This is a genomic window from Neorhodopirellula pilleata, assembly GCF_007859915.1.
Taxonomy (GTDB): Bacteria; Planctomycetota; Planctomycetia; order Pirellulales; family Pirellulaceae; genus Rhodopirellula; species Rhodopirellula pilleata.
Genome location: NZ_SJPM01000013.1, coordinates 1 through 17,469 on the forward strand (window position 1 = coordinate 1; position 17,469 = coordinate 17,469).

Annotated in this window: 17 protein-coding genes; 7 read left to right on the forward strand and 10 right to left on the reverse strand. The window is 57.1% G+C overall.

Translation table 11 applies throughout. The features are described from left to right. Nucleotides 1-438: 438 nt before the first annotated feature. From Pla100_RS23290 to Pla100_RS23330, 8 genes are all read right to left on the reverse strand, one after another. A complete protein-coding gene (locus tag Pla100_RS23290; protein ID WP_231603442.1) occupies nucleotides 439-1,923 on the reverse strand; it encodes a methyltransferase RsmF C-terminal domain-like protein in 1,485 nt (494 codons plus the stop codon). Next, nucleotides 1,920-2,213, reverse strand: coding sequence for a hypothetical protein (locus tag Pla100_RS23295; protein WP_146580719.1), 294 nt, complete (start codon nucleotides 2,211-2,213; stop codon nucleotides 1,920-1,922). Before Pla100_RS23295 ends, Pla100_RS23290 begins: the two co-directional genes overlap by 4 nt. Continuing rightward, nucleotides 2,206-3,114 carry a SpoVG family protein gene (locus Pla100_RS32480; RefSeq protein ID WP_146580721.1) on the reverse strand — a complete coding sequence of 303 codons (909 nt, stop codon included), beginning with the start codon at nucleotides 3,112-3,114 and terminating at the stop codon, nucleotides 2,206-2,208. The genes Pla100_RS23295 and Pla100_RS32480 overlap by 8 nt, the downstream gene beginning before the upstream one ends. A gap of 3 nt (nucleotides 3,115-3,117) precedes the next feature. Next, nucleotides 3,118-4,173, reverse strand: a complete 1,056-nt coding sequence (locus Pla100_RS23305) for a 4-(cytidine 5'-diphospho)-2-C-methyl-D-erythritol kinase (RefSeq protein ID WP_146580723.1) — start codon at nucleotides 4,171-4,173, stop codon at nucleotides 3,118-3,120. A gap of 289 nt (nucleotides 4,174-4,462) precedes the next feature. Then, entirely contained in the window at nucleotides 4,463-5,053 is a 591-nt protein-coding gene (locus tag Pla100_RS23315; protein WP_146580727.1) for a hypothetical protein, read from the reverse strand. A 68-nt stretch (nucleotides 5,054-5,121) separates the two neighbouring features. Next, nucleotides 5,122-6,381, reverse strand: a complete 1,260-nt coding sequence (locus Pla100_RS23320; protein WP_146580728.1) for a VWA domain-containing protein — start codon at nucleotides 6,379-6,381, stop codon at nucleotides 5,122-5,124. 93 nt (nucleotides 6,382-6,474) lie between these two features. Next, entirely contained in the window at nucleotides 6,475-6,930 is a 456-nt protein-coding gene (locus tag Pla100_RS23325) for a TadE/TadG family type IV pilus assembly protein (protein ID WP_146580730.1), read from the reverse strand. Nucleotides 6,931-6,936: 6 nt separating this feature from the next. Further along, on the reverse strand, nucleotides 6,937-7,422 hold the full coding sequence (locus tag Pla100_RS23330; RefSeq protein WP_146580731.1) for a TadE/TadG family type IV pilus assembly protein: 486 nt from the start codon (nucleotides 7,420-7,422) through the stop codon (nucleotides 6,937-6,939). A gap of 235 nt (nucleotides 7,423-7,657) precedes the next feature. Here Pla100_RS23330 and Pla100_RS23335 point away from each other — a divergent pair, with 235 nt between their 5' ends. Then, on the forward strand, nucleotides 7,658-8,326 hold the full coding sequence (locus Pla100_RS23335) for an RsmD family RNA methyltransferase (RefSeq protein WP_146580733.1): 669 nt from the start codon (nucleotides 7,658-7,660) through the stop codon (nucleotides 8,324-8,326). 247 nt (nucleotides 8,327-8,573) lie between these two features. On the opposite strand, the gene Pla100_RS23340 is transcribed toward Pla100_RS23335, so the two are convergent. After that, nucleotides 8,574-9,524, reverse strand: a complete 951-nt coding sequence (locus Pla100_RS23340; RefSeq protein ID WP_146580735.1) for an efflux RND transporter periplasmic adaptor subunit — start codon at nucleotides 9,522-9,524, stop codon at nucleotides 8,574-8,576. A gap of 145 nt (nucleotides 9,525-9,669) precedes the next feature. Here Pla100_RS23340 and Pla100_RS23345 point away from each other — a divergent pair, with 145 nt between their 5' ends. From Pla100_RS23345 to Pla100_RS23355, 3 genes are all read left to right on the forward strand, one after another. After that, nucleotides 9,670-9,885, forward strand: coding sequence for a hypothetical protein (locus Pla100_RS23345; protein ID WP_146580737.1), 216 nt, complete (start codon nucleotides 9,670-9,672; stop codon nucleotides 9,883-9,885). A 114-nt stretch (nucleotides 9,886-9,999) separates the two neighbouring features. Next, a complete protein-coding gene (locus Pla100_RS23350; RefSeq protein WP_146580739.1) occupies nucleotides 10,000-11,958 on the forward strand; it encodes a dockerin type I domain-containing protein in 1,959 nt (652 codons plus the stop codon). Between the two features lie 18 nt (nucleotides 11,959-11,976). Then, nucleotides 11,977-12,234, forward strand: coding sequence for a DUF4404 family protein (locus tag Pla100_RS23355; protein WP_146580741.1), 258 nt, complete (start codon nucleotides 11,977-11,979; stop codon nucleotides 12,232-12,234). An 18-nt stretch (nucleotides 12,235-12,252) separates the two neighbouring features. On the opposite strand, the gene Pla100_RS23360 is transcribed toward Pla100_RS23355, so the two are convergent. Beyond that, the gene (locus tag Pla100_RS23360; RefSeq protein WP_146580743.1) at nucleotides 12,253-12,900 is read right to left on the reverse strand and encodes a hypothetical protein; all 648 of its coding nucleotides are present in this window, start codon (nucleotides 12,898-12,900) and stop codon (nucleotides 12,253-12,255) included. A 202-nt stretch (nucleotides 12,901-13,102) separates the two neighbouring features. Between Pla100_RS23360 and Pla100_RS23365 the strand changes: the two genes are divergently transcribed. From Pla100_RS23365 to asnB, 3 genes are all read left to right on the forward strand, one after another. Next, complete coding sequence (locus Pla100_RS23365) at nucleotides 13,103-13,567, forward strand: NUDIX hydrolase (RefSeq protein WP_146580745.1); 465 nt, start codon at nucleotides 13,103-13,105, stop codon at nucleotides 13,565-13,567. A 300-nt stretch (nucleotides 13,568-13,867) separates the two neighbouring features. Further along, nucleotides 13,868-15,505, forward strand: coding sequence for a hypothetical protein (locus Pla100_RS23370; protein ID WP_146580747.1), 1,638 nt, complete (start codon nucleotides 13,868-13,870; stop codon nucleotides 15,503-15,505). A 6-nt stretch (nucleotides 15,506-15,511) separates the two neighbouring features. Beyond that, the gene (gene asnB, locus Pla100_RS23375) at nucleotides 15,512-17,419 is read left to right on the forward strand and encodes an asparagine synthase (glutamine-hydrolyzing) (protein ID WP_146580749.1); all 1,908 of its coding nucleotides are present in this window, start codon (nucleotides 15,512-15,514) and stop codon (nucleotides 17,417-17,419) included. Nucleotides 17,420-17,469: the final 50 nt, after the last annotated feature.

The window sequence follows — 17,469 nt, forward strand, 5'->3', positions numbered from 1 at the left end:
CAGCTTGCCACGTTTACCGGTGGCTACCTTGGCAAAGGTTTCGCGTTCTTCGTCTGTCAGCTTGATACGATAGAGCTTGCGGTTTGACATTCGACCGTCCGTGGTCTCGGGGGAAGAGGGGCTTAAAGACCTTTTTCTACCCGAAAACCAAGCTGCGATGGAATACTAGTGCTTCGTCAAAATCAAATTTTTGGGTGAGCCGAACGCGCTAGCGGGCTGTTGATTTAGTCCTCATCGAAACCCGAAGCGTGAGCGAGGGATACATACAAAGGACTTAATGGTGATGAATCCCTCGCTCACGCTTCGGGTTACGATTAAATCAACACGCCGCTAGCTCCGTCGGGCGTTGAGCAATGCCCGCGGCTAGTGCCGTCGGCTCACTTCACTAACCCTAATTTTAGGGTTTGACGAAGCACTAGAATACGCTTGGTGGGAAGCTTATCGATGAACACGGGCGTGGGTCGGCAAGTGATTTTTGCCGATTCGGCCGTCTCCTTTCATCCATCCCAAAGGACGGTTGTTGTGTTCGACGATTTGCCATCCGCGAACAGCCGTCGGGATCGCCTCGCCGGATAGGTACATCCACGCCGCATGGTCATCGAGTTCGGTCCGCTCGGCGTCGAGCAGGTGAGGGTGACGCAGCGCCGCCGCGTGGGACGGTTTCCATGTCGTGCCGGTGCGATGAGCGATCTCGGGACCGAGAACGTACTCTTCGCTCGTCCAAGCCGGGGCATCGTGGGGGAAACCGTCGATGATCCAATCTCTCGGTTGGTACCACATCGTTGCTGACGCAAAAAGAAACGGCAACTGTTCGGTCGCATCGCTGGGTGCCGTCGCGGCGTTCTTGGATCGTTCCCACAAGTCGGATCGGCGATGCTCCGCCTCAGCCGCATCAGATTCACGCTTATTCAAACACGCGGCGAAACTTCCGGCGCATTCATCCCGGTGCGGCCACAGCCGGTAGGAGGCTTCCGACAACGGACTCGCGTGTGCGACGAGACGCTGCACTGGAGTCGAAAGATAGTCGAGGTCATCGATCAGGAATTGAACCTGTTCCTCGTTCTCGGCGACCGCGAACGTACAGGTGCTGTAGATCAATCGACCTCCTGGTACGAGCAACCGATCGGCGGCGCGAAGGATCCGTTGTTGGCGAGCAACGTTGGTGGCGATTTGAGATTCCGAAACCGAGGTCGCGGACTGTTTGCCGCGTGCCATCATCGCCTGGCCGCTACACGGCGCGTCGACGAGGACGACGTCGAATACGCCCGGCAAGCGATCCGCGAGCGTGTCGGGATCGAGATTCGTGATCGCGTATCGGTCGCTGCCGGTTCGGGCGAGATTATAGGCCAATGGAGCGATCCGCGATCCGATCGTTTCGTTGGCCAGCAGAAAACCTCGCCCCCGGTCGCCGACGGGCCCCGATTGGTCGATCGCTTCGAGCACACCGCTCGCTTTACCACCCGGGGCGGCGCATAGGTCCAAGACCGTCTTGCCGCTCAATTCGTGCGTATCGGCCGAGGCGGCGGCCAGGGCGAGTAGCGATCCGGCGTCTTGCAGATAGAAATCGCCGGCCGCGTAGTCGATGGTTTTCGATGGTCGATAACCGCCCTGATCGTTCGGCAGTTCGGTGTGCGCGTACGAGACATCTTGTTGGTACCGAACCGCCTGCGGATACCATGGTACCGGTCGCGTCTCGACGGGGAAGTCTACCGTGCGGTCGCGGCGGATACGGATCGCGTTCTCGTGCCGAATCGAGACCGCATGGGTGAGTCGCTCAACATCGTCTGGAGATATCGGCAGGTCGCCTAGTTTTTCCGATCGCAAGCTCGCACGGATCGCGTCGAGCGATACGAGCGGAGCAGCCTTGGATTGCTTTGAACGCGACCGAGCCGACGAATTGCTTTTGCTTTTGCTACGTCTCAACGTTTCGTCAACGACTTCAAGAAACGGGTTTCCTTAAGCGTCATGGCGGTCGACAAAAGTCCGGCGATTAACAGCGGCGAACTCAGCGTGAACAGAATAAACAAAATTTGTGGACCGCGTCGGGTGCGGTCGGCGGTCACTTCGGTCCCGAACAGCACCGAGAGCTCTTCTTGGATTTCCGGTATCCGAGCCGCGTAGACCAATCCGCCCGAAAACACGGCGCTGACCAGTACCAACAACAACATCGCGGCGATACCGATCTGCCAAGTCGGACGCGACGACTTAGTCATCAAAAATACCCGAACCGAAACCGGATCGGTCGTCCTCATCGTCGTCGCGTGAAGGCTGGGCTTCAGCATCGCTGGCGTTCACCGGAGCGACCTCATGTTCCCGCGAACGATCGTTCATGTGAGGAGCAGGGACGGCTTTGCCCAACATACCGCGTTCGACACGGACCAACCGGTCGTCCGATTCGTCCCGCGACGAGTCGTTCGCTTGATCCGCCGAATCGGCGACGGCGTCGCCTGTCGCAGTCGAAGGCTCGACTGCTTCGGGAACCGGATCAAACAATCCGGCTCCGAAATCTTGGTTCCACGTCATGGCGGGCTCATCAGGTTGCGAGGTGGTGCATGGCTTGACAGCGGCGAGTTGTTTCGCCGGATGCGGCCCGTTGAGCGTAACCGATTGCGCGGTTGCATGTGATGGGGCTGAAACGGTGGGACCCTTCTCGGCGGGCACGTTGGCTGACGCATCGTCGTAATCAGCGGCATCGTAATCGCCCGCATCGAAATCATCGTCGTAACGACTTCGGTAACCCGGTTGGGCGGCACGATTCAATTCGGCCTGGAATTCCGTGATGACAGCGTTCTGGATCATCTCGCGACATTCACTGTTGATCGGATGCGCGACGTCGGCGTAAAGCTTTTGTGGCGAATCCCCGAAACTATTGTTTTGTTTGTTGCCGCACTGGTTGCAGTATCCGGCACGCAAGTGGTTCTTGCCCCCGCATCGCGGGCAATGCCCGGTCAGCTTGCGCGAGGGCATGGCAACGAAGGGACCGTTGGTCCCATCGATTATTTTCAAGTCGCGAACAACGAAGCTCTGATCGATCGTGATTGAACAAAACGCTCGCAAACGATCTTCCGACCCTTCCATCAATTTGATGCGGATTTCGGTTATTTCCACCACCATCCCCTATGCGATAAGAATCTCCGATGCGGCCATGCATGTGGACACCGCTCGAATCAATGCTCCGCCCGATCGGACGGAACTTCCCTCGGCAATCATTGCCTCCGGACCGCTTTGCTCCGACAAGCGGTTTGTTCTTTGGTCACGAGTTCTTACAAGATCAGCGGCGAGCGTTCGGCCCGAGTCATTCGGATCGGCCAGCCAAACGAAACTCGCCGAACCGCTTCCGGTCATCAAACAAGGATTCGAACTTGTGTCCGCTAACCAGTGTAGCGCCTCCCCTACCTGGGGTGAAAGCCCGCAGGCGGTTGATTGTAGCGCATTGTACAGAATCTTTTCACTGATGGTGCTAGGTTCGTTACAGAACGCATCAATCACCACATCGCCCGTCCGAACCGGATCGGAAACGTGGCAATTTCGATAAACTTCAGCAGTCGACAGCGCCACGCCCGGATAGACGACGACAAATTCGTGGGATCGAGGAAGATCGAAGAATTGCAATTTCTCCCCCCGCCCCCGGGCTCGGGCAAGTCCGGAAGTCGGGTTCAAGAAAAACGGAACGTCCGAACCGAGTTGTTCGGCCATGGACTTCAGATCCGCGTCGTGAAGCGTGCGGACGCGATCCGACGCTGGCGATCGGGCCAGATCCTCGATAGCCGCAGCGGCGAGTCGCAAGGTAGCCGCCGCATCGCTACTGGCCCCGCCCATCCCGGCACCGGCGGGGATGCGTTTGCCCAAACCAACTTCCCATCCGCCCCGATATCCGCTCGCTTGGTTGACCAAGTCGAGAGCACGATGGACCAAATTACTCGGATCGGCAGGAACGTCTAAGACCGATGCGTCGGAGGCGACTCCGAGTTCGTCCGCGATCGCCGACCGGCTTGGCAGCCAATCGACGCTCAAAGAAATCTCGGGCGGTTCGATGGGTCGCACCGATAGCTCATCGCGTAGATCGATCGCCACCATGACGGTATCCAATTCATGAAATCCATCATCTCGTTTCCCGAGGATTTCAAGAAACAGGTTCAACTTGCCCGGCGGCGAGGTGCGGTAGGTCGGCATGGCCGCCCATTGTAACGCGGGTTGAGTTAGAGGGGAGTGGCGAGTGGCGAGAAGCGAGAAGTTATTGGTTATTGGTTATTGGTTGTTGGTGGGGCAAACCATGATCGGACCGATCTGTCCGATCGGACTCATCCGACCGATCTCGCCACTCGCCACTCGCCACTCACCACTCGCCACTCACCACTCGCCACTCACCACTCGCTTCTCGCTTCTCGCTTCTCGCTTCTCGCTTCTCGCTTCTCGCTTCTCGCTTCTCGCTTCTCGCTTCTCGCTTCTCGCTTCTCGCTTCTCATTCCGGCGGGGCGTCTTCTCGTAGTCGTTCGAGGTGTTTGAGGCGACCGTGCAAGACCGAGCCTTCTTCAAACAATAATGGCTTGGGATCGTCGGAGTTCTCGAGATTCGCTTCGATCGTCGTTTGTAACTGCTCAGCCTCAGCGATTTGGGCTTCGATCTCATCGACTTGATCTTGCCACATTCGACGAGCATCGCCCGAATCGGGTAGGTCACGGGTTTCGTAAACCCATTGTCGGTCACGGCGTTCGCTCAGTAGCCGTTCGTCGAACGCGCGGGCTTGGTCGCGTAGGGCCTCGGCGGCATCCGCTTGGGCTTTCAACGTCGATTCGATCGGATGCGATGTCGGACGCACGTCTGCCTCAAGGATGATCTGCTGACGATCGTTGAGTTGAGAAACGGCGAAGCGAAGCATCAAGCCTGTTCCGACCATACACAAGGCGATGAACGTAAGCACGATCATGATCCGCGAGATACGCTGCTGGATCGCCGGCCTGTGGCCGATGGCGGCGCGATCCAGCGACGTGCCGCCGTCCCCTTTCGGGAAGGCGGTGCTCGCGTTGCGGTTCGATTCGGGATAACGACTCATGCTATAGATTAGCTCACAAATCGCATGATCAGCCGGACGCTCTTGAGTGATTGTCGAGTTATTGTTGACTACTTCGTCAGAATCGTCGGCAAGTTATTGGCGATTTCTTCAAACGCACTCACCAGTTGCTGACCCGAATCGGCGTGGTAGTGCTTTCCTTGACCGATCGTAGCGACGGTTCGCATGGCGTCTTGATTAGCACCGGATCCGAACGTCACCGTTTGGATGTTCATGTTGTAAGTGGACATCAATTGGGATGCGACGGTATTGGGACTCACTCCCGAGTTGTGGATGCCGTCGGTCATGACAACCATGGTCTTGGACGCGAAAGGCCGGGCGTTCTGGTGATCGAATACTCGCTTGCCTTGGTTCATGCCGTTGCCGATCCCCGTGTTTCCTCCGGTTTGCAACGTATTAATCTCGTTGCGAATCGATTGGAAGTCGTGGGTCAACCAGTGATCGAGAGTCCCGCTACTAGAATAGCTCGCGACGGAAACTTGTTCGTTTTGCGGGGTTTGATCGAGGACGTTCAAGAACGCATCGACGGCCGCGACGAGGTCTTCCCACGGAGTCGGGGGAAGGGCGCCGAGCCCCAAGTGATCTTGCCACAAGTGAGCGAAGTATGAGTCTTGGTTGCTTCCGTTTGAGTAATACAGATTGCCGCGGTACCGATAAAGTTCACCTGACGCGACTCCTGAATCGAGGGCCGCAGTGCTCCACGGGCTGAATCCGGTGGGCCAATCGTATGTTCGCCATTCCATCGACCCACTACGGTCGAGCACCAATGAGATGTCTCGGTCAACCTGCATCGCGATGCTGGAGAACTCCGGTGAGAAGTCGCTCTTGGCGAACATGGTCGGGAACACGAAGCGAACCGGACCATTTGGCGAATCGGCACTTCTTTTAGCATTGATCCGGATCGAACTGACCGACAGCGCGTTGCCGTCGACTTCGCTGGTAGGAATTTTGGTGAATTCGAATCGGCTTGAGGCATTCGCTTGCGACGATGATCCAAACTCGATGTCCGGAGAGTTGTTGCCGATGGCCAACTGAACCGGATCGCCGTTGACGTTATTGAGCGCTGCGGTGGATTGAGCGGCCGCCATCGCGTCGGCGACGGTTTGCTCTTCACTGAAGGTTCGCCCTGCGGAACGAGCGGCGGCATCCGATGCGATCATCAACTCGGTTCGCACCATTTGCATGTGAGCGGAGTTGATCGCAAAGGCGGTCAAGATTGCCAACATCGGCAAAACGACGGCCAACAAGACGGAAACGCCGCCGAGACGACGAGGGGCGATCGATGATACGATTCGAGGGGAGGTGTTCATGACAAGGTTCTCGTGAAAGAGAGAGTTCGAGTGAGTTCTTGAAAAGCCCCCCCGGGCCGTCTTGATTGGTAATTGGATTGATTCAGTAGGGTCTCATTGCTGATAGAAACCGCTGTAACGCTCGGTCCTCATCTTCGCGGTCGTATCCAGTTCGATTCCCCCGAGAAACATCGGGGTAAACAACGCGATCTCGTCCAACTGCACCGCGACTCGGACGGAGACTTCTTCCGTGTCGTCGCTCAGCGGCGAACACTGGACCGTGAAGCCCTGATTGAAGATCGCGCCCATGATCCGATTGCCTTCGGCTTCCGCCTCCGCCGGTGTCGCACCGGGAACGATAGCGACTCGAGCGGCATAATACGCAGCGTCCTGCATCAGGTTGCGAGCCATGTTCATTCTCGCAAACTCCATGCACGTGAAGATCGTGATGATCAACACGTTCGAGACGATCGCGAACTCGACCAAGGTCGCCCCTTTTCGTGTTGGACGACGTCGCGCCGCGCGATCTTGCGTAAATGTTGGTTTGATTCGGGAACGAGTGCGTTTCATGGCGATTTAGTTCTGATTCGCGAATTCTTTTCGCATGGTGACCCGGGACGTTAACGTGAGATCACCGTACAACCTTGCCGGTGAAAGCAAATTGCCGGCGGCCGGAACCGTCACCACCAAGGTGACATGCTCGAGCGTCTCGGCATTGTTAAACGTCGTTCCATCGAACGTCACCACATTGCCGTTGTAGGACACGCCACGCTCGTCGAGGACTTCGCGAACTCGCGCCGTAGCGGCGGCGTTGGTGCCGCCGCGGTTGATCCCCAATCGTGCCCCTTCGTAAGCCGCGATCGCGACGGTTTCTTTCAAAAAGAACATCGAACACAAGTCGATTGACGCGAGCGTCAACGTCATCAAAACGGGCAAACAAATGGCCACTTCGGCGGTCGCCGTTGCGCGACGTTGACACCTTGAGGGACGGACCGAACGTCTCGAGCCGGTTTGTCCGGTCGCGGCATCGCTTCGTCGGGTGGATCGTTTGACTGAAAACATAGCTAGGTCTTTGAATGGCAAAGGCGGTTGATCCGCCTAGGTTTGCGAGAGCCGTTTGATTGGTAAATTGCCCTCTAAGAGCAAACCTAGCTTTGATTTCTTCAGCAGGCCGGAAGAATCTCAAAAAAACATGGCGTGACGCCATGGTCAAATCGGGGAACGAACCCTCGGGACCGATTGTCGACAAAAACTCGCCGGATTGCCCGCTGAAGCGCGAGCTTGTTAGACTCGGGAGATGAAATCAAAATCAAAGGGAAAATCGCAGTCGAACGAACGATCCGACCCGCCCTCCAAGCCGACCAAACCAACGAAACTTCGCATCATCGGCGGAACCATGCGGGCTCGCACGGTGACGTATCACGGCGCCGAATTCACCCGGCCGATGCGTGACAGTGTCCGGGAAAATCTATTCAATATCCTAGGCCGGGCGTGCCAAGGTGCGATCGCGTTCGACTTGTTCGCCGGAACCGGTGTCCTCGGTTTCGAAGCGATCTCCCGGGGTGCGACTCATGTTTCCGCCGTCGAGCCGGTGCGACAAGCCGTCATCCAGATCAAGAAGTCGATCGACCATCTCGGGGTGGCTGCGAAATTCACCCTGATTCAGGCCGATGCGTTCTATGTCGCGGATGATCTGTTGCGCCCTCGCATCAACGACGACACGCCGTGGATCGTCTTCCTCAGCCCTCCCTACGCTTTTTGGCAAGAACAGGAAACTTACGACAAACTCTGCCGGATCATCCGGCAAGTCCAGTCCAACGCCCCCCCGGGCAGTGTCTTGTGCGCCGAGACGGACACGCGATTCGATATCGAGCTTTTGCCTCCGGGGCAGTGGGATGTGCGCACCTACGGAATCACGCGACTGGCCTTCATCGAACCGGCCAACGTTTGTGGAATGAATCTGTAGGGGATGGTTCGCCGATAACACCGGCTATTGGTAGCTCATCGATCGATTTCTACTTTTCGACTGACGGAGGTTTTTGGGACGTTTAAGTTTAAGCATCGCGTGAACATTAAGTGGTGGCGACTTTCAGTCGCCAAACCCTGAAACGTCGACTGAAAGTCGACGCCACGTTAAGAATCCATCACTTATTGTTCACGCGTTGCTAAGTTTAGGTTTAGGTTTAGGTTGTTTTGCCGACGAGCTGGTCGGGTTAGTTTTGGGGGAGGACGATCAGTTGTCCTCGCATGCCTGGACGCACTCGTTCGTCTGGGTTGGCGACTTCGGCCCACAACCGTACCTGCGAGGTGACCGGATTGAGTTCGTCCGAAACGAACGTGATTTTGCCCAGCAGGCGGATTTCGTTGGAATGATTCGTTTCGTCGGATTCAGCTTTCCAAATAAACTCGGCCCGGCTACCGACTAGAGACCGGTCACAGTCGCGTCCGTCCACGAACGCACTGATGCGGATCGGGTCGAGCGACACGAGCCTTGCCACCGGAGCCCCCGCATCGACCCATTGCCCCACCTGGACGGAGGCTTCGGCGACCCGGCCGGGAACGCGGGAAACGATCTGGTGTTCGGCGACGCGGAGTTTCGCCAGATCCAGGGCGGCGGCGGTTTCGTCCACCTTTGCGCGAGCCACCTCACGTTCGTGCTCGGCCTGCTCGACCGATAACTGAGCTTGGTCGATGACCAATTGCAGACGATCGATCTCCGTCGCCGTCACACTTCCGGCGAAACGCTGGTTCGCTTCGACGGACTGACTCATCTCACGTCGGCGGACGTCGAGCGTTCTTTGGGCGTAGCGGGTATTCACATCGTTTTCGGCTTGAATCAGTGACGCATGATAGGCCGCTTGGGCGGCCGCCAATTCACCGGCGGCCCGGTCCGCATTGATTTGAACGAGCGTTTGATCTGCGCCGACGAGATCGCCTTCTCGAATCAAGACCTCGTCGACCACCCCGGCGATCGGTGAGGCGATCACGGTGTCCTGAATCCGCACGACCTGCGCGTCGGCGATGCTCATTCGAACCGAGCCCTCGGGCTGTTCCGCGTCCGACTCACACCAGGCGTTGCCGCTTATCGTCAAAAACACGACGCAGCCCCACACTGGCACTCCGACGGGTCGACACAAAGCGACTAGCATGTCATGGAGAAACATTTCAGATATCTTGTCTGGGGATCGAGTCGCCGCAACGGGCGGGGATTGAAATCGAACCGTTCAGACTAATCGGGACGTCGATAACCGCAAACCGATTGCCAGGCGACGCGATCGGTTTTTCACCATTCTGCCAAGGGAACCGTCAATGCAACAGGTTAAGATATTCAAAGGTGTGGATTCCGATTTGCCGGAATTGGAGCGGCAAATCAATCGATGGATTCGCAAGTCGGGCGTACGAGTGCTATCGATTTCTGGAAATCTATCGAGCCAACCGGGGGCGTCGTCAGGACCGATGAGTTCGTTCGCGGCCGGCGACGTACTCGTCATCGTGCATGTGGAAACCGAACAACCGATGGGGTGAGTCCTCGACAATATCCCCACAACGAAGCGATATCTTGTGTTGAATTGGCCAAAACGTTTCATCCGCAGTTCCGCCCGGAAACGGGAGAGATGCAATACTTTACGGACGCCACGATTGGACCTTCTTGAAAGCCGGCGGGTGTTGGCGAGTTTGGTGGCCGAGATTCAGGTCGTGCAGGTTTGCAATAACAGCGGGAGCCAGTGCACGGCATTGGGGCCGGGTGATGTTTCGATCGCGCGTCCGAACGAATACGCCTACGAAGACGTGGTCAATGAGATTTGGTCGCAGGCAGACATTCAATTCGAATTCAGTTACCGAACTTGGAACAATTCGGCGGCTTTGAATCTCACCGCCTCGGAAATGAACCAATTGCTAAACGATCAATGGACCGCCGGTGGAACGCCACCACCGGCTCTCATCGATGGGCTGCAATTCTTTTTCACCCAAGCGATACCAAGCCTCAACACGATCAACCTTCCCGCCGGATTCGACGCGACGCGCCAAGGGACCAACGCGGGGCAAACCCAATTGGGGCTTCCGTCGCCTCTCAACGCGACGCCGACCGGTCGTGGAGTGATGGTCAATGCCGGCGTTCCCTTCAGTGTACTGGGAGGAACACTTGCCCATGAAATCGGCCATGCTTTAGGATTGCGACATATCGGCAACCCTGGTTTAGGCTCTGTTGGCGATCCGACGGTGAACCTGCCGATGACGTCACGAAACCTGATGTGGGAAGCCGGGGCTGGGCCGCCACTGACAATCGATCTGACGCCGCTGCAGAGCTTCCCGTTGACGACCGCTCAAATCAACGCCGTGCGGGCCAACGGGACCAATCCGTTGTTCGATGCCGATGGAAATGGCCAGCCGCCTCTCAAAGATGCCCCCGACCTCACGCCACCCGTGGTCAGGATCGTGTCGACGAACCAGACCGTTTCCGAATCACGCACCGAGGCCATTGACCTTGTCATCGCGATCGATAAGCCGGCAGCGACGGAGGTAAGCGGCAACCTCGCGGTCGGTGGAAACGCAATCGCTGAAGATTTCGAATTGCCGATTTCGAGTTTTGTGATTGCGGCCGGTCAGTCGCAGACAACCCTTTCGATCAACGTCCTTGATAACGCCCGGGGCGAACCAACCAGACAAATCGACGTGACGCTTTCGAACGTCAGCGGTGCGACGCTATCGAACGAAAGTCGCTTGACGATCACCATTCTGGACGATGATCAGCCCGCCACAGCGATTCGGTTGGTGGCTCCGAGTCTCACCGCCGGGCCCCGCCAGCAACCCGGTGACAACCGGCCGACGGCAATTCAGTTTCGTGCCACGGTGCAAACAACGCTTTCCGTTTCGTCCGCCGAGTCGACTTTAACGGTCGATCAAGTCCAGGCGTTCGACCGCGACCGGAATTCGGTCGGCCAAATCGTCCAAGGCGTCTTCACCGCCGAACTAGCTGCAGGCGAGTTGTACGCGTTGGTGTTGCCTGCGTCGTCGGTTGACGTCAGCTACTTAATTGAATCATCGGCCGGTGAAGAAACCCTCGTTCGCTCGGGATTCCTCAATCTCTTGAACCCTAACGATGTCAACGCGGACGGGCAGGTGACCGCCGTCGACGCCCTGCGCGTCATCAATCGCCTGAATTCGCTCGACCAGACAGACGGAGGAAACGACGACCCGTCGACCACGGCGAGTCAACCGATGTCGTTTGAAGATGTCAACGGGGACGGCTCGATATCGGCGGTCGACGCTCTGAGGGTGATCAATCACCTCAACGCCCAGGATGGCCGAGCCGGTTCGACAGCGCAATCCGAACCGATCCCGGTGAGTCCGCCATTTCCCGCGTTACCGCTGCGCGAACGTCTGGGTCGAGACACAAGGGGCAATCATTCGCTCGCCGAAGCGTCGCGTACATCGGTCAAACAGATTGCGTGTTCGCCTCACATGACGGACAATCTTGGCTCGACTGTTCATTCTCAAGGCTTAATCGCTCCGTCTCGGACGAAGGGCGATGCGAATGAACCCGCCCTCATTGACGCGGCCATGGGACAATCGTCCGATTGGTGGACGTTGTCTTGATCCCCAGGAATCACCTTGATGCGAACCCAGCTCGAAGAAACGTTACATCACCTGCACCAGCAACTCAGCGAAATCGATACGCTGCAACCGGACGAGAAAGCCCGTTTGCAAGCGGCCGTCCACGAAATCCAAGAAAGCTTAGACCGAGAAGAGGTGAGCTCGCATTCATTGGCCGAACGCCTTTCCGAGGCAACGTCTCAGTTCAGCGAAGCCCACCCATCTCTCGCCAATTCAGTCGGCCGGGTCGCCGATATGCTGGCGCAAATGGGGATTTAGAGCCTCGCCTACGTGATTTTAGCGTCCCAGTTTTAAGCCCAGGATGGAATCGAGCTTGAGCGAGTCGTCTTTACGGATGACCAATCGGTCACCGGGTCGCAACGCGTAATCGGACTCGGGACGGACTTGGTGTTTGTCGTTCGGCGAGAACAAGACATCCATTCGCACACCTTCGAAACTCGAGGGCGACGGCCGGTAGAGCGCCGCTTGCACGCGTCCGTACTTTTGCAAAACGCCGGTTTGGGTCAGCAGCGTGCTCACGAAAACGCCTGATGACGGTGTTTCGGAACCTTGGGTACTGAGACCGGAGACGTTGCCGGCAGGAAGCGGTAGAACACGGAGCGGTTCATCGTTCTCGAGGATTTGCAACACGATCGCGTTGTCTTGCTTGGCTTTGCGAACCGCTTGGTAGGCTTCTTGATTGAACGAAACCGAGGGCAATGCGGCGTCACCTCCGACGGGCACGTAGGTTCCGTCCTGCGACGATTCGGACTTCAACGCACCGAGCCCGATCATCCCCAAGCCGCTCTTTCCCATCACCCCGCCGGAGAAAATTGAGCATCCCGGTGCGACGACGATGATCGACAGCCAAAACACTCCCAACAAGACCGGCAGCGAGCGGGACGGGCGATTCGCGGATTCGCTGGAGGCTTGAGCAGAAAACATGTTTCGGACTTCACGAGCAGGGAGAGGTTGTCGATTATGAAGATCGGGAGGTTTGGGCAAAATTTGCCGACAGTATTGCATCGACCGATTGGTTCGGGTTTCTTGATGAATTTCTAAATTTTCACTCAACCAATCTCGCCGTCCGTATGAATTCTTTGACTCCGGGTTGATCGGATAGATTCGTGTTGGTAGAAGCCCGCTCATGAATGACTCACGTCCCACTGCCGAGAATCCTCCCACAGACTATTCTTTGGGTCGTCGCAATCGCAAACGTGGCGTGATCGGCGTGATTTTTCGAGACGATCGGCTGCTGGTGATTCGCCGATCCATGACGGTCAACGCCCCCGGGAAACTGTGTTTGCCCGGTGGAGGGATTGAAAGTGGCGAATCGGAAACCGAAGCGCTCGTCCGCGAGATGCAGGAAGAACTGGAGATCCCCGTCAATCCGGTTCGTTTATGCCATCGCAGCGTAACGCCTTGGGGAACCCAATTAGCCTGGTGGATTGCCGAGATCATCGACAACGTCGAACCGACTGCCAATCCCGAAGAAGTGTCGGATTTCTTTTGGATGACGCCTGACGAAATCGCGCAAGCGTCCAACGTTCTGCCAAGTCTACCGGACTTCATCGGAGCGTGGCGATCCGGGGAAATCGACCTGCCGTGGTGAATGTCGTGGTCTCGATGAATGTTTTCCATCAAGCCGGCTGCCGCTTCATGGGGGCCTAGAAACGGACCTTGTTTGATATGTCGGTTCTGCTACGCTCTATGGGTTCCGTCTCGCTGAATCGTTTTGGCGAGACATTTTAACTACAATACCTCTATTTTGATCCATGAACACAGGAGAATGACCTAGGTGGGTACGAAGCGAACCGGTAAGGGAAGACGTAAAGTGGGCCGAAAGAAACGACGAATGCGAGCCAAAATTCGTCACCGCAAGAAATAAACAATGAAAGCATTTTGCTAGCTGATGTCTGGTCCTTCCATCCAAGAACTGTTGGGCTTGCCCTCGGATGTCACCCATCCCAACGCCTACCAATTGTTTGGATTGGAGCTGGGTGAGTCGGATCAGGCGACGATCGAAGATGCGATTAACCGAAGAATCGCATCGTTGAAGCAAGCCAAAACGACCGTCGGTCAGGAAACCTGGAAACGAGCCGCTGCGGCAGTGGTAGCAGCCCAGCAGACTCTCAAAGACCCGCAGGCCAAAGCGGAACTGGATGCGTCGTTCGGAATCATTCATGAGCCGGACGGGCTAGAAACTCCAACCAATCCGCCACCGATGGCTGATCCGTTGGCGAGTTTATTGCCGCCAAGCGCCAACGTATCGCGTTCAGCTTCGGTGGTTGCTGCGCAGAACGAGCCCGCTGCCGTGATGCCGGCGTTACCGCCCACGCCTGGCCCCAACCCGGCACCGCCTGGCCCCGACTTCGGTGTGTCGGCTTTGGATCCTGGGATGGAAGCCGCTACTGCGACTTACCCGCCGAACGCCTCCGGAACGCCTAACGAACACACCCAACATCCGGCGACCCCGATTGTTCGGCGTCGGACTCCGGTGCGACGCCGTCGCTCCTGGGGTGGATTGATTTTCGGCACACTGGTGTTGGGATTGCTCGCGACGATCGTCGGCGGAATGGGCTACTTTTATTTGAAAGGCCCCGGCAATGTCGCCATCGTTAAAACCGACGATGGGTACATCATCAATACCGGCGGAACGCGCGATACCACCCCGGTCGCGTCGCCGCCTCAGGAGCCAAACTCATCGCCGCCTGCATCGCAATCCGATGGGGTGATGATGACTCCTCCGCCAGTTCGTGGCAATCCAGCCGATTCTCTGAGCAACGACATGCGGTCCGACGATCCGGGCATGTCAACCGACTCAATGGGCATGACGACGGGGAACCCAACGATGCCCGAGCCGATGACGCCGGCCAATCAAACGCCCCCGGCCAACGTTCCGAGCGATCCTCCGGTAACGCCCGAACCAACCCCTGCGCCCGCTCCAAGCCCAACGCCCACCCCGCCACCGGCGACCATGAATGCACCCTCACCCGAGGAAATTTCGATGGGTCAGGTCGCGATCGACAAAGCTCTCGAGGCGATTCGCAGCGCCGATTGGGAGTCCATGAAGCCGCTCGCCGAAGCATCCGAATCGGCTGCCGTTACCCCCGAACAAAAACAGCTCGCCGAAACCCTTTATCAGTTCGCGGACTTGGCGACGTTTTACCAAGGCGCGGTGCAGCGAGCGGTTTCGGCGTTGACTTTTGGCGAAGAAATCCAAGTGACCAAGACGATGAAGGCGATGGTTCATCAAGTCAACGAAAATCAGTTGACAATCAATCGCGGCAAAGATGCGTCGGGCAAACCCCAACTGAACACGTTTCCGATCAATCAAATTCCTTTGATCATTGCGCACGCGTTGGCACCCAACCAACTTGACATCGATTCGCCCGAAGGCCAAGCGGCCATGGCGACCTACCAGGCGATCGGCCCTTTCGCCACCGCGGGACGACGCAACGAATCGATCGAGATTCTTCGTGGCCTTGAAAAGGTTGACGGTGCCGATCCTCAACGTTTGGCTGACTTTTTGGCTACGTTGGGCGGTTAGTCGCTTATGTGTGGAATTACCGGTTCGGTTTGGCTGCGCGACGACCGCCGCGTTGACGACGAGTTGATCCGTTCGATGACCCAGGTGATCGCACACCGCGGCCCTGATGATTCCCAGACTTGGTGCGACCCGACTCATCGAGATGGCCAAGGCCGAACGATGGGCGTGGCGCTCGGCTTTCGTCGCTTGTCGATCATCGATCTGGAAGGCGCTCGACAGCCGATGGCGAACGAAGACGGTCGCGTCCGAATGGTCTTCAACGGCGAAATCTACAATTACCAAACGCTGCGCCAACGTTTACAAGGCTCCGGCCACCGATTCGCCACCGAAGGCGACGGCGAATCGATCTTACATCTGTACGAAGACATCGGAACGGATTGCTTTTCGCAACTCAACGGAATGTTCGCGATCGCGATTTGGGACGCGACTCGCAATCGGCTCGTTTTGGCTCGCGATCGGATCGGTCAAAAGCCGTTGTTCTATTCGTTCAAAGACGGCCGTTTAGTCTTCAGCAGTGAGCTCAAGTCGCTTTCGATCGTGCCAGGGATTTGCGAAGAAATCGATCCCGCCGCGGTCGATGAGTTCCTGACTTACCAATACATTCCTCACCCCGGCACGATTTGGAAAGGCGTCCACAAATTGCCGCCGGGCCATTTCGCGGTGCTCGACTCGTCCGGGTTTCGCGTCGAGCGATACTGGAATTACGATCCATCGATCGAACACGCAATCAGTCACGGCGATGCGGTCGAACGTCTGCGGGAACTGCTCAGCGACTCGGTGCGATTGAGGATGCGGAGCGACGTGCCTTTGGGATCGTTTTTGTCCGGAGGCATCGATTCGTCGTTGATTACCGCTTTAGCGGGCGACTGCACCGATCAACCGTTGCGAACGTTCAGCATCGGATTTTCGGTCGCCGATTTTGACGAAACCGCCTACGCCGCCAAGGTCGCCGGACATCTCAAAACCGAACACACGCGGTTCGAAGTCACTCCGGACGCGATCGGTATTCTGGACAAACTCGTATGGCATTACGACGAACCCTTCGGTGACTCGTCCGCGGTTCCGACTTGGTACTTGTCCGAACTGACACGTCAAAGCGTGAAGGTCGCCTTGTCGGGAGATGGCGGCGACGAATTGTTCGCCGGGTACGATCGCTACCGCGCGCTGTGGCTCAGCCAAAAGTTGCAGCGGCTTTTTCCGGTTCACAAGATGCCGGGCATCGGATTAATTCAACGGCTACCCGATTCGAACCAACAACGCAGTCTTGTTCGTCGCGGCAAGCGATTCTTGGAGGCGCTCGGCCAACCAGTCGTTCGGCGGTATTTGAATTGGTTGCAGATTTTTCCCGAATCGATGCGAGCATCGCTGTACACGGACGAGTTCGTCGCGGAACTTCCGGGCGAAGACCCGCTGGCGTTTTTAGAATCAGTTTGGGCGCGCAGCGAAGGACGCGACATCGTCACGCGAGCCTCGACGTCGGATGTGTTGTCGTATTTACCGTGCGACTTGATGACCAAGGTCGACATCGCCTCGATGGCACATGGACTCGAAGTGCGGCAACCGATGCTCGACTACCGTGTCGTCGAATTCGCGGCTTCACTTCCGGTCGAATATAAGTTTCGCGGTCGGCGTGGAAAGTTGTTGTTGCAAGATGCGTTCGCAGATCGAATCCCGGGCGAGATCTTCACGCGGCCGAAAATGGGCTTCGGAATCCCGATCGGCAAATGGTTCCGCGAGGACTTCCGCCCGCTCGTTCACGAAACGATGCTCGCCGACGACGCCAAGATCAGTCGCTTCTTCCGCCGCGAAGCCGTGGCGGATCTGGTTCATTCCCATGAATCAGGACAACAAAACCATGGCTATCGGCTGTGGAACCTGTTGGTGCTGGAAACGTGGTTGCGGCAACAGTCCTAGCCCGGTGTTTTCAATACCCGACGCGTGAGTTTTGAAGTTGCCCAGCGGAG

Excerpts from the sequence above, each read along its gene's own strand:
- Pla100_RS23295 (WP_146580719.1), bottom strand. The coding sequence starts at position 2,213 with ATGACTAAGTCGTCGCGTCCGACTTGGCAGATCGGTATCGCCGCGATG.
- Pla100_RS32480 (WP_146580721.1), bottom strand. The coding sequence starts at position 3,114 with ATGGTGGTGGAAATAACCGAAATCCGCATCAAATTGATGGAAGGGTCG.
- Pla100_RS23305 (WP_146580723.1), bottom strand. The coding sequence starts at position 4,173 with ATGCCGACCTACCGCACCTCGCCGCCGGGCAAGTTGAACCTGTTTCTT.
- Pla100_RS23315 (WP_146580727.1), bottom strand. The coding sequence starts at position 5,053 with ATGAGTCGTTATCCCGAATCGAACCGCAACGCGAGCACCGCCTTCCCG.
- Pla100_RS23320 (WP_146580728.1), bottom strand. The coding sequence starts at position 6,381 with ATGAACACCTCCCCTCGAATCGTATCATCGATCGCCCCTCGTCGTCTC.
- Pla100_RS23325 (WP_146580730.1), bottom strand. The coding sequence starts at position 6,930 with ATGAAACGCACTCGTTCCCGAATCAAACCAACATTTACGCAAGATCGC.
- Pla100_RS23330 (WP_146580731.1), bottom strand. The coding sequence starts at position 7,422 with ATGTTTTCAGTCAAACGATCCACCCGACGAAGCGATGCCGCGACCGGA.
- Pla100_RS23335 (WP_146580733.1), top strand. The coding sequence starts at position 7,658 with ATGAAATCAAAATCAAAGGGAAAATCGCAGTCGAACGAACGATCCGAC.
- Pla100_RS23340 (WP_146580735.1), bottom strand. The coding sequence starts at position 9,524 with ATGTTTCTCCATGACATGCTAGTCGCTTTGTGTCGACCCGTCGGAGTG.
- Pla100_RS23345 (WP_146580737.1), top strand. The coding sequence starts at position 9,670 with ATGCAACAGGTTAAGATATTCAAAGGTGTGGATTCCGATTTGCCGGAA.
- Pla100_RS23355 (WP_146580741.1), top strand. The coding sequence starts at position 11,977 with ATGCGAACCCAGCTCGAAGAAACGTTACATCACCTGCACCAGCAACTC.
- Pla100_RS23360 (WP_146580743.1), bottom strand. The coding sequence starts at position 12,900 with ATGTTTTCTGCTCAAGCCTCCAGCGAATCCGCGAATCGCCCGTCCCGC.
- Pla100_RS23365 (WP_146580745.1), top strand. The coding sequence starts at position 13,103 with ATGAATGACTCACGTCCCACTGCCGAGAATCCTCCCACAGACTATTCT.
- Pla100_RS23370 (WP_146580747.1), top strand. The coding sequence starts at position 13,868 with ATGTCTGGTCCTTCCATCCAAGAACTGTTGGGCTTGCCCTCGGATGTC.
- asnB (WP_146580749.1), top strand. The coding sequence starts at position 15,512 with ATGTGTGGAATTACCGGTTCGGTTTGGCTGCGCGACGACCGCCGCGTT.